This window comes from Marinovum sp. PR37, from assembly GCF_028807375.1.
Taxonomy (GTDB): domain Bacteria; phylum Pseudomonadota; class Alphaproteobacteria; order Rhodobacterales; family Rhodobacteraceae; genus Marinovum; species Marinovum algicola.
This window is the reverse complement of sequence record NZ_JARAML010000049.1, coordinates 1-11,410: the sequence shown is the minus strand read 5'-3', so window position 1 is coordinate 11,410 and position 11,410 is coordinate 1. Positions and strand designations below refer to the sequence as shown.

Below are 11,410 nucleotides of genomic sequence, written 5' to 3'. Positions count from 1 at the left end.
CCACAGAAATTGAGTCGGACCCACAATTGGATGCCGATTGACATACAAGCGGCGCAACCGCATCGAGATCATGTTCGGCAGGCTCAAGGACTGGAGGCGCGTCGCGACCCGTTATGACCGCTGCCCCAAGGTGTTCCTCTCTGCCATCGCGCTCGCGGCTCTCGTCATCTATTGGTTATGAATCCTGACCCTAGACTGTGCCCCCAGGACACCTCACGACTGGCATAATCGGACTTAAGTTGATTAAATAGCTTGTGCACATGGCTATTGTCCGCTTTCACGGCCTCGACGGACAACCAACAGATCACCTTTTTTCACATCTTGGCTGCCGCGGACTGCCGAAAATCGCATGCGGGCGGAAAGCCCGTTAACGCCGGCCAATGGCGACCCGACGCCTCAGACGCCGCCGGTGGACACATGCCAGGGGGAAAACCAGCGCCGCAGCCGTCCGATCAGCGTGTAGAGCACCAGCCCGACCATCGCGAGGATCGCGATGACCCCGAAAAGCTCCGGCACCGCGAGGTTCTGAAGATGCGCGACGGCGAGATAGCCTAGCCCCTCATTGCCGCCGATGAACTCGCCGACGATGGCGCCGATCATGGCCAGAACGACCGCGACTTCGGCCCCGGTCAGGACCACCGGCAACGCGTTGGGCAGATCGAGCAGCAGGAAGCGCTGCACCGGGTTGGCCTGCAACATTGTGAAGACGTCCTTGTCGCCCGGCTCGACCGACTTGAAGGCCTGCAGGGCATTGGAGAACACCGGGAAGAAGGCCAGCGCTGCGGCGATCACGATCTTGGATTCCAGACCGAAGCCGAACCACAGGATGAACAGTGGCGCCAGCGCGATCTTGGGGATCAGCTGCAACAGCACGATGAAGGGTTTCGCCGCCCATTCCACCGGCGGTACGCGCGCCATGATGAATCCGAGGCTGACCCCCAGCGTCACCGCGATGCAAAAGCCCGAGACCGCCTCGATCACCGTCACGAGCGCGTGATCCCAGAGCGTCCGGGTCTGCACCATTTCGAACAGGGCGATGACGATTGCGCCGGGCGGCGGCAGTACGAAGGGTGACACCTCGGCGGTGCGCACGTAGATTGTCCAGAGCGCAAGAAAGCCGGTGACCGAGGCAATCGGCAGCAAGGTTCGAAGGGTATTTCGGGTCATCAGGCTCCCTCGCTCAGAGCGTGGCGCAGCCGGCCCACCATGGACTGGAACTGCGTCGATTGTTGCAGGTCGAGATCGCGCGGGCGGTCGAAGGGCATATCGACGATATCGGTGATCCGCGCCGGACGCGGCGCCAGCACGACGACACGGTCCGACAGGAAGGCGGCCTCGGCGATGGAGTGGGTGACCAGCATCGTCGTCACATTGGCGCGAGCGCAGACCTGCATGAGCTCGAGGTTCAGCGCATCGCGGGTCATCGCGTCCAGCGCGCCGAAGGGTTCATCCAGCAGCAGCACCTGCGGGTCGGTCACCAGCGCCCGGGCCAGCGATGCGCGCTGACGCATCCCGCCGGACAGCGCCGTCGGCCGGTGATGCAGGAAATCCTTCAGCCCGACGGTCTCGCAGATCCGCGCTGCGCGGTCGCGCCGAGTCTTGCGGTCCATCTTGGCGATGCGTAGCGGCAGGGCCACGTTGTCGAGGACGCTGAACCAGGGAAACAGCCGCGGTTCCTGGAACATCATCGACACAGGACGGGTGGCGGCGGTGGACCGGGTCCGGCCGTCCCACACGGACCGGCCGCGCACCTCGACACCGCCAGCCGTGGGTGTCTCCAACCCGGCGATGATCCTGAGCAGGGTTGTCTTGCCGCAGCCCGACGGTCCCAGCAGCGACACGAATTCGCCGGGCTCCAATGAAAGGTCCGCATTCTCGATTGCGGTGACGGCGGTTTCGCCGTCACCGAAGATCTTGGTCAGACCCGAGACCTTGATTTCCATCTTGGTGGCTCTGGTATCGAAGGGCATCACCCAAGCGCCCTTTCCAGCGGCATGTTGGTGTAGAGCGAAGCCGGGTCAGGACGCGTGTCGATCATGCCCGCACTGTCCAGCAGGGACACCGCGTTGCCCCATACCTCTGGAATGTTGCGCAGCAGGTTCTCTTCGCCCTTGGAGATCCAGTTTTGTGCGTTGGTGGCCAGGTCCTCCTTGGCGACCTGCATGTCGTCCAGTCCGTTGACGCTGTGCTTGCTGCCGATGGCCTGCAGGATCGGCTCCAGGTCGTCGCTGGTGGCGATTTCCAGCGCCGCCTTGTGGGTGGCGCGCAGGAAGGCCGCGTATTTGTCGGGATTGGCCTCGACATCGTCGGGACGCGCCACGTAGACCTGCCCCGGCATGCTGTCATCCATCGGGATGGCGACGACGTTGTCACGGGCGGACCTGGTCTTGATCATCGACGAGGTGTTGCCGATGAAAGCCCCGGCCCGGCCTGCCTCGATTAGCGCGAAGGAGGCCGCGGTATCGGCCACCTTGACCTTTTCCACGGTGTCGGGCGACAGGCCGCCGCTCAGCATCAGCAGATCCAGTGTGCCCTCCATAGAGCCGCCCAGCGAGGCCATGCCGACGGTGCGGCCTTCGAGGTCCGCGACGCTGTTGACCGGATTCCCGGACGAGGAGATCACGAAAAATGGCGACAGCTGCGCGATCGTGGCGATCGAGATCAGCGGAGCGCCGTTGTTGACCCGCGACAGAATGTAGTTGGTGCCGCCGGTGCGGCCCACATCCATCTGCTCGGCCAGTACCATCTGCGCCGCCATCGCCGCGCCCTTGCCGGCCTGGACCTGCATGTCGAGCCCCTCGTCGGCGTAATAGCCGGCCGCATCGCCATAAAGCACCGAGGCGAAGGACAGCGAAAAGCTGAACGGCGTGATGAACCGGAAGGTGTCCCCCTGGGCCATCGCCGGACCACCGGCGGACAGACAGGCGATGCTGGCGACCGAGGATCCAAGGAAGGACCGGCGGTTGAGGAGGGCATGATGGGTCATGTGCGTGGTTCCCTGTATTCGTTATGATGCGCCAAGGATATCGGGTGCGGTTTGATGCTCAATTTGACGTTTTGCCCATAAAACCGGCGGGGGGGGGATAGTGCCTTGACCCTAGGTAAAATCCCGCCCTGTCCTCGAAAGATTGCGCGGCTCCTGACCATGGGACGGGATCATCTGAACCGTGCCGATGCAATCCAGATCGCACGGATCGAAGCGGCGCGACCAGCGCTGGCAACCGCCCGGGAACTGACTGGCCGGTTCACTGACATGGTGCGAAACGCCCGTGAGAATGCCCTGGCCGCATGGCTCGACGAAGCCGAGGACAGCATGCTTGTCTTATCCAGAATCCGGCTTCCCGTTGATTGGAAGCCACTGCCCGCCACGCCATTTATGGCGGGCAGTGGCGGCGGCTGGATCGCAGCAAGCTTGGCCTTGCAGGGCCGCATGAGAGAATGATCAGCCGCCGTCTTCACCAAGGGCCTGAACGGATACGCGTGTTTGCGCCATGCATGACAAGCATAGGACATGGCGAAGATGACAGAACATACCATCGGCACCGACATCTCAAAATCCCATCTCGACGCCTTCCGGCTGGAAGATCAGGCGGCGGGGCAGTTCGAGAATACAACCAGGGGCATCCGGGCCCTGATGTTGCCGCGCCTTACCTGTGACGCGCACAGCTATCGCCCGCGCCCGGACCAGATCCCGCCTTGCCTCATGGGCCGCATCCGGCATCCAGACCGCCGTCAGTTCGCCCGCCCGATGCAGCTTGGCCAGCATCACCGCGTCGCGGCGGTCGGTCTTCACCCGGTCGCCCGCCTTCACTGGAATGAGCGACGGTGCAACCACGATGCAGTCATGCCCCAAGTCGACAAGCTGACGGTGCCGGCCATACCCGCACGGCCCGGCCTCGTAGCAGAAATGCAGCCGGGATCGGTCAGCACCCAGTCTCTCCACCAACTTCCTGACATGCTCCGGCCGATACGGAATGGTTCCCCAATAGCGCTCCTCACCCCCCACGCCCACCTTGCGCGACCGCAACGGAGAGAGATGGTCGCAGGATTTCGGACCGGCTGCCAAGCTGTAGCACCCAAGGATGAACCGACGCGTGATGGCGAAAAGCAAGCGCTTTTCTGCGGAATTCAAGGCGAAGATGGCCCTGGAAGCCCCCCCGCTAGCAACTGACGACGGCCGAGCGGGCCAATAACTACAGCATTCCCCCGACGACGATCAGGGGCTGGAAGCATGCGGCAATCAAGAACATGGTCTCGGCATTTGATGGCGCCTTCCCGGCCAAGCCGTAGGCTTCCGAGAAAGACGTCGAGAAGCTGCACGCCAAGATTGGCCAGTTGGTCGTGGAACGGGATTTTTATCCGCAGCCTCCAGTCTGTATTCCCGGCCGCGTGGCACACGGGCGGAAAAACTGACCCTCATGGAAATCATCGATCGGCAATTCCTAAAAGACGCCCTGGTACGGCCTCGATCCGTCTCGCCGTGTCGGAATATTGCCGCGCGACAACGACCAATTCGACCTAATGGACCCTTGGATTCAATCTTGGCGCGCGCATCAGTGCATATGGAGCTTGCATGGGATCAGGATCGGGTCGCTTGCGACAGCGGGATTTCCAATCAGGTCGAAGGCAGTGTCCAGCATTGTTTTCACGTCCTGTTCGACCATGCCTATGTTCCCGGGAAGGTACTTTCCGAACGGATCCCAGTCAAAACAGCCGTATCTCACCCTCCCGGCAAGGCGTCCCAATTGACTGCGCCACATAACGACGCCTTCCAGGGTGATGGTCGAATTGACAAAAATTCCGGTGGGTCCGCCGGGTCTGTAATCCTCCAGAACCTTGGCCACGCTCTTCGACGAGTAACCCTTTGCCAAAACTCGGTCTTCACTCACGCGAATGCCGCGATCGCGGTGTGCATCGAGGAAGCCTTTCAGCCGTGCTGCGGTATTGTGGTCTGCCAGCCGCCCGCCGATGAACAGCAGCGGTCCAGTCCATTGCAGCTCCTCCTCGCACCTGTCCAGGATCAGATTCGTAAGGTCGCGCGCTCCGGCATAGTTGTCCGAAATCACCGAAGGCGCGGCCTGACCGGGAAGGTCAAGATTGATGGATTGAATGCCTGACGCGCGGCAGAACGCAGAAATCCGGTCCGGATCGGTGGCACCGGTCGCGAACAGAACTTCGGCCCGGTACGACACGAGCTCCCTAGCCGCTTCGAATTCCAGCTCAGGGTCACGCTGGGTGCAGGTCACCACCGGGAAAAGCCCGCGCGCACGGGCCATGGCCTCGAACCGCTCGGCGATCTCGCCGAAGTACCGGTTGTCGTATTTCGGTACGATCATGCCGATGATGTTCGACCGGTCCCGCCGCAGGAGGCTGGCCTGGACGTTCACCGCGTATCCCTGCTCATCGGCGATGGCAAGAACACGCTCGGCAAGCTTCTGACTGATTCGGCGCTTCTTCCACGTGCCGTTGAGGACCGAACTGACAGCGCTCGGCGATGCACCGGCAAGCGTGGCAATGTCGTAGATCGTTGTTTTCTTTTTGTTTTCGCCCACAGAAATTTACCTCTCGACATGCGCCGCTTCGGGGGCGCGATGCAAGTATATTGACAATGCACAATCGGTGAAGCAAGTTGTTGCTCAATCGATTGCGCAAATGCAGTCGGTTGCGCATTCGCAAGACTGCGTCGGGAGGACATAAAGACATAAGGTTGCCAATCCCCAAGGGGCGGCGATCCCCAGGGGACCTGTATTCTTCCTGGCCGACGCGGACCTGTGACGATGCGCGGAACTGGTTTCGAGGAGAGAACAGATGACCACGACAACTTCGCTTGCCCTGGGGGCGACGCTGGCCACGACCCTGCTTGCAACGACGGCGATGGCCGAAACCGTCGCCTTCCTGATGCCCGATCAAGCATCGACCCGTTATGAAGAGCACGACTGGCCGGGATTTCAGGCCGCGATGGGCGAACTCTGCCCCAACTGCACGCTGATCTATCAGAATGGCAATGCCGACGTCGCGCTGCAGCAGCAACAGTTCAACTCGGTGATCGCGCAGGGCGCCAGCGTTGTCGTCCTGGATCCGGTGGATTCCGCAGCCGCCGCCGCACTGGTGCAGATTGCGCACTCGCAGGACGTCAAGGTGATCGCCTACGATCGCCCAATCCCGGACTCGCCCGCGGATTTCTACGTGTCCTTCGACAACGAGGGCATCGGCTATGCCATCGCCCAGTCGCTGGTCGAGCATCTGCAAGCCGAAGGCGTGGCAGAGGGCGAAGGGGTGTTGCAGATCAACGGATCGCCCACCGACGCCGCGGCAGGACTGATCCGCGACGGCATCGACCAGGCGCTCGACGCCTCGCCCTACGTCACCCTGTCGGAATTTGACACGCCCAACTGGGCCCCGCCGCGGGCGCAGGAATGGACGGCCGGTCAGATCACCCGGTTCGGCGACCAGATCAAGGGGATCGTAGCTGCCAATGACGGTACCGGAGGTGGTGCGATTGCAGCGCTGAAGGCCGCAGGTGCCGATCCGCTCCCGCCGGTCACCGGCAATGACGCTACCATTGCCGCGCTTCAGCTGATCATTGCCGGAGACCAGTATAATACGATTTCCAAACCGTCGGAAATCGTCGCGGCCGCCGCTGCGGATGTTGCCGTCAAGCTGTTGAATGGCGAGACCCCAAAGGCGACAACAACGCTCTACGACACGCCGTCGCAACTGTTCGTCCCCGACGTGGTAACCCGTGAAAACATCAAGGCGCTAATCTTCGATGCCGGCATCCAGTCTGCGGACGAGGTCTGCACGCCGGAGTATGCCGACGCCTGTGCCGAGCTTGGCATCGAATAACCAGCAGGCATGCGCGGGGCCGCTGCTCCGGTCCCGCGCACCCAATATTGGGAGGAGGTCAACATGAAAACCACGAATGCGGGCCGCGACAAGGGCGAGCTCATCCTGAAATTGAGAGGTGTCGGCAAGCAATTCGGGGCCGTAACGGCGCTCGAGGACATCGCACTAGATGTCCATGCCGGTGAGGTCGTCGCACTGGTGGGCGACAATGGCGCCGGCAAATCGACGCTGGTGAAGGTCCTGGCCGGTGTCCATCAGCCGACCTCGGGCACCATAGAATACCTCGGCAAGCCGGTCACGCTCGATACCCCCGGCACCGCTCTGGAAATGGGGATCGCCACGGTCTTCCAGGACCTGGCGCTCTGCGAGAACCTGGACGTGGTCGCCAACCTGTTCCTGGGGCACGAAGTCTCGCCCTGGCGGATGGACGAAGTGCAGATGGAGGTCCGGGCATGGACGCTTCTGAATGAACTGGCGGCGCGCATTCCGTCGGTGCGCGAACCGATCGCGTCGCTGTCCGGAGGACAGCGCCAGACCGTGGCCATCGCACGCTCGTTGTTGCTTGATCCGCATATCATCATGCTGGACGAGCCGACCGCCGCGCTTGGCGTGGCGCAGACCGCGGAGGTTCTGAATCTGATCGAGCGGGTCCGCGACCGGGGCCACGGCGTCATCCTGATTTCGCACAACATGGAAGACGTCCGTGCCGTGGCCGACCGCATCGTCGTGCTTCGGCTGGGCCGGAACAACGGCGTCTTCACTGCCGAAACATCGCACCAGGAACTGGTCGCGGCCATTACAGGTGCGGCCGAGAACTCGGTCTCCCGTCGTGCCGCCCGCCAACTTGACTCCGTGGGAGAGGAACAATGACACAGAACGTCCAGAACCCGTCGGCCGGTGTACAACTTGACCGGGCCGACACGCGGGTCCGTCACGATGCCGGTCTGTCAGGCGCTTTGCGCGGCTTAGTCGATCAAATCCGATCCGGCGATCTTGGCATGTTGCCGGTCGTCGCCGGCCTCTTGCTGATCTCTGCGGTCTTCAGCGCGCTGAACCCGGTGTTTCTTGCGCCCAACAACCTTGTCAACCTGCTGTTCGACGCAGCCGCGGTGGGCTTCATCGCCCTGGGTGTCGTCTGCGTTCTTCTGCTGGGCGAAATCGATCTGTCGATCGGATCGATGAGCGGTCTGGCCTCGGCCATCACCGGGGTGCTCTGGGTCAATTCCGGCGTTCCGCTGCCGCTGGCCATCCTGGCCGCACTGGCGACAGGCGCCGCGGTGGGGCTGGCCTACGGCATCCTGCGCAACAAGTTCGAAATGCCGAGCTTCGTCGCCACACTGGCCGGGCTTCTGGCCCTGCTGGGAATGCAACTCTACCTGCTGGGATCGACCGGGTCGATCAATATGCCGTTCACTTCGCCTCTGGTTCGGTTCGGGCAGATTATGATCATCCCGGCATGGCTATCCTACCTCATCGCCCTCATCCCCGGCATTCTAATCGTCCTGGGCGCATCGCGCACCAACCGGCAGCGCACTGCCGCGAACCTATCGCCAGGCGGCATGAGCGTGCCGGTGCTGAAGGCAGTGGTGCTGACGTCGGCGCTGATCTTTTCTGTCTTCTATCTTGAACAAGGCCGCGGCGTGCCGTGGATGTTCGGGGTGTTCGTGCTGTTCGTGGTCGGGCTCGATTATGCCCTGACCCGCACCAAATGGGGACGCTCGATGTTTGCGGTCGGCGGCAACGCCGAGGCGGCACGCCGCTCGGGCATAAATGTCCAGCGCATCCGCCTTTCCGCCTTTGTGGCTTGCTCGACCTTCGCGGCACTTGGCGGTGTATTTGCGGCGGCACGGCTGGCGTCCGCTAGTCAGCAGGCCGGGACCGGCGACGTGAATCTCAATGCCATCGCGGCAGCAGTGATCGGCGGCACGTCTTTGTTTGGTGGGCGCGGATCGGCTTGGTCGGCCCTGCTCGGCGTACTTGTGATCATGGCAATCTCGAACGGCCTCACGTTGCTCAATCTCAGTTCGTCGCTGCGTTACATGATCACCGGTGCCGTTCTGGCCATTGCCGTCATCGTTGATTCACTCGCTCGCCGTTCGCGCGCAAGCCACGGCCGCGCCTGAATCTTTGGAGGACATTCGAATGACACAGACGCTGCAAGGAAAGACCGCCGCCATCACCGGCGCGGCATCGGGGATCGGGCTGGAATGTGCCCGGATCCTGATCAAGGCAGGGGCTCGGGTCGTGCTGATCGACCGAGCCGAGGACAGGCTGACCGCGCTTTGCGACGAACTGGGAGACAACGCGCATTCTCTGGTCGTCGATCTGCTCGATGGACCTCAGGTTTCGGGCATGTTGCCGCGGATCGAAGCACTGGTCGGCCCGCTCGACATCTTTCACGCCAACGCCGGTGCATATGTCGGCGGCGCCGCCGCGGAAGGCGACCCGGATGTTTGGGACCAAATGCTGAACCTCAACATCAATGCTGCCTTCCGCAGCGTGCGCGCGGTGCTGCCGTCGATGATCGAACGGAAAAATGGCGACGTGATTTTTACCAGTTCTGTTGCCGGTGTTGTGCCTGTGGTCTGGGAGCCAATCTACACCGCCTCGAAATTCGCGGTACAGGCCTTCCTGCACGCCACACGGCGTCAGGTCTCGGAACATGGCATCCGCATGGGAGCCGTACTGCCCGGTCCGGTCGTCACGGCTCTGCTCGATGACTGGCCCAGGGAAAAGATGGAGGAAGCGCTGGCCAATGGCTCGCTCATGCAGCCTCGCGAGGTGGCCGAGGCCGTCCTGTTCATGCTGACGCGGCCCAAGGGGGTCGTGATCCGCGACATGGTCATCCTGCCCAACAGCGTCGACCTGTAAGCGGCGAGGAAGAAGAATATGACCAACACTCACCAAAACGACCGCTGCGTCATCGGCATCGACGTCGGCACCGGCAGTGCACGCGCCGGTGTCTTCACCGCGACCGGGGAAATGATCGGGACGGACAAATGCCCGACAGCCATTTTCCGCGAGGGCGGCACGATCGTCGAGCAATCCAGCGAGGACATCTGGCAGGCCGTCGTCAAGTCTGTGCGCGGCGCGATGGCGGCCTCCGGGGTCACCCCCGACGATATCGCGGGCATAGGGTGCGATGCGACCTGTTCGCTGGTGGTCCTTGGCGAGAATGGCCTGCCGCTGCCCGTCGGCGACCCGCAGCACCCGGAACGCAATATCATGGTCTGGATGGATCATCGGGCTTTGCAGCAGGCGGAGCGGATCAACGCCACCGGGCATCGCGTTCTCGACTATGTCGGCGGATGTATCTCGCCTGAAATGGAGACGCCGAAACTGCTCTGGCTTAAGGAGAACAGGCCCGAAGTCTTTGCCGATGCCTGGCAATTCATGGACCTGACGGATTTCCTGACCTGGAAGGCGACGGGCGACCTTGCCCGCTCGGTCTGCACCGTGACCTGCAAGTGGACCTACATGGTGCAAGATGCGGCTTGGGACCCAGACTATTTTCGCACTGTCGGCTTGGGCCAGCTTGCTGACGAAGGATTTGACCGGATCGGCGCCAGGATCGTGCCGGCGGGAACGGCGCTTGGGACGGGTTTGAGTATCCAAGCCGCCGAAGACCTCGGGTTGTGCCCCGGGTCTCCGGTGGCTGCGGGCCTGATCGACGCCCATGCCGGGGGCATCGGGTCCGTGGGAGCCAAGGGCGGGGGCGGCGCAGAGGCCAATATGGCTTACGTCTTCGGCACGTCGTCCTGCACGATGACGTCGACCCGGGAACCGGTTTTCGTGCCGGGGGTCTGGGGGCCCTATTACTCGGCGATGGTGCCGGGCCTATGGCTCAACGAAGGCGGACAATCGGCAGCGGGCGCGGCCATCGACCAATTGCTCGGGTTTCACCCCTATGCGGCCGAGGCCCGCGCGGAGGCTGAACGCCAAGGCTTGTCACTGCCTGCCTGGCTTGCAGAACAGGCAGAGAAGATGAGTGCGGGGCGGAACACTTTTGCCGCGCTGGCAGGCGGGCTGCACGTGGTTCCTGAATTTCTCGGAAACCGGGCGCCGCATGCCGATCCGCACACCCGCGCGGTCATCGCCGGCCTCGGGATGGAGCGCGATCTGGAGAACCTTGTCGCACTCTATGTCGCCGGCCTTTGCGGCATCGGCTACGGGCTCCGCCAGATCATCGAGACGCAAGCCCGAAGTGGCGCGCCGATCGAGCGTATCGTGATCAGCGGCGGCGCAAGCCGCAGCAATCTCGTCCGGCAGATACTTGCAGATGCCACGGGGGTAGAACTGGCCGCGCCGACAACCGAAGAACCGGTCCTTCTGGGATCGGCGATCCTTGGCGCTGTCGCGGCAGGTCTGCATTCCGACATCCACGCGGCGATGGAGGCCATGTCGTCCTTCGCGGCGCGGTACGCGCCGCAAGGCGGAGAGGTCGGTCAGACCCACGAGGCCCGGTTCGCGGTGTTCGAGAAACTCCAGTCGGTCGCCCGCGACGCGGCGGCCTAGAGAAATTGTCCGTCGTCAGGGATTTTGAGACAGATGGCGGCCTGATCTA

General features: G+C 62.7%; 9 protein-coding genes and 3 pseudogenes. 7 read left to right on the top strand and 5 right to left on the bottom strand.

All coding sequences use genetic code 11. From position 1 onward, the window contains the following. Positions 1-43: 43 nt before the first annotated feature. A pseudogene (locus PVW49_RS23220) lies at positions 44-181 on the top strand (transposase); the annotation flags it as partial. A 215-nt stretch (positions 182-396) separates the two neighbouring features. Here PVW49_RS23220 and PVW49_RS23215 read toward each other — a convergent pair. From PVW49_RS23215 to PVW49_RS23205, 3 genes are read right to left on the bottom strand one after another with little or no spacing between them, the layout of a single operon-like run. Beyond that, positions 397-1,167: an ABC transporter permease gene (locus PVW49_RS23215; protein ID WP_274591737.1), complete on the bottom strand. Its 771-nt coding sequence runs from the start codon at positions 1,165-1,167 to the stop codon at positions 397-399. Continuing rightward, positions 1,167-1,970, bottom strand: coding sequence for an ABC transporter ATP-binding protein (locus PVW49_RS23210; protein ID WP_274591736.1), 804 nt, complete (start codon positions 1,968-1,970; stop codon positions 1,167-1,169). The genes PVW49_RS23215 and PVW49_RS23210 overlap by 1 nt, the downstream gene beginning before the upstream one ends. Further along, entirely contained in the window at positions 1,970-2,986 is a 1,017-nt protein-coding gene (locus PVW49_RS23205; protein WP_274591735.1) for an ABC transporter substrate-binding protein, read from the bottom strand. Before PVW49_RS23205 ends, PVW49_RS23210 begins: the two co-directional genes overlap by 1 nt. A gap of 111 nt (positions 2,987-3,097) precedes the next feature. Here PVW49_RS23205 and PVW49_RS23825 point away from each other — a divergent pair. Continuing rightward, positions 3,098-3,319, top strand: a pseudogene (locus tag PVW49_RS23825) (ISL3 family transposase); the annotation flags it as partial. Positions 3,320-3,637: 318 nt separating this feature from the next. On the opposite strand, the pseudogene PVW49_RS23195 reads toward PVW49_RS23825, so the two are convergent. Beyond that, positions 3,638-4,076 (bottom strand): annotated as a pseudogene (locus PVW49_RS23195) (IS110 family transposase); the annotation flags it as partial. A 477-nt stretch (positions 4,077-4,553) separates the two neighbouring features. Next, positions 4,554-5,552 carry a LacI family DNA-binding transcriptional regulator gene (locus PVW49_RS23190; RefSeq protein WP_048534432.1) on the bottom strand — a complete coding sequence of 333 codons (999 nt, stop codon included), beginning with the start codon at positions 5,550-5,552 and terminating at the stop codon, positions 4,554-4,556. 256 nt (positions 5,553-5,808) lie between these two features. On the opposite strand from PVW49_RS23190, the gene PVW49_RS23185 reads away from it, so the two are divergent. The 5 genes from PVW49_RS23185 (at position 5,809) to PVW49_RS23165 (ending at position 11,361) form a co-directional block, all read left to right on the top strand. Beyond that, the gene (locus PVW49_RS23185; protein ID WP_048534431.1) at positions 5,809-6,846 is read left to right on the top strand and encodes a substrate-binding domain-containing protein; all 1,038 of its coding nucleotides are present in this window, start codon (positions 5,809-5,811) and stop codon (positions 6,844-6,846) included. Positions 6,847-6,909: 63 nt separating this feature from the next. Continuing rightward, the gene (locus PVW49_RS23180) at positions 6,910-7,716 is read left to right on the top strand and encodes an ATP-binding cassette domain-containing protein (RefSeq protein WP_274591733.1); all 807 of its coding nucleotides are present in this window, start codon (positions 6,910-6,912) and stop codon (positions 7,714-7,716) included. Continuing rightward, positions 7,713-8,969, top strand: coding sequence for a sugar ABC transporter permease (locus tag PVW49_RS23175; RefSeq protein WP_274591732.1), 1,257 nt, complete (start codon positions 7,713-7,715; stop codon positions 8,967-8,969). Before PVW49_RS23180 ends, PVW49_RS23175 begins: the two co-directional genes overlap by 4 nt. Positions 8,970-8,988: 19 nt before the next feature. Beyond that, complete coding sequence (locus PVW49_RS23170) at positions 8,989-9,717, top strand: SDR family oxidoreductase (protein ID WP_274591731.1); 729 nt, start codon at positions 8,989-8,991, stop codon at positions 9,715-9,717. Between the two features lie 18 nt (positions 9,718-9,735). Further along, positions 9,736-11,361 carry an FGGY-family carbohydrate kinase gene (locus PVW49_RS23165; protein ID WP_274591730.1) on the top strand — a complete coding sequence of 542 codons (1,626 nt, stop codon included), beginning with the start codon at positions 9,736-9,738 and terminating at the stop codon, positions 11,359-11,361. The last annotated feature ends 49 nt before the right edge of the window (positions 11,362-11,410 follow it).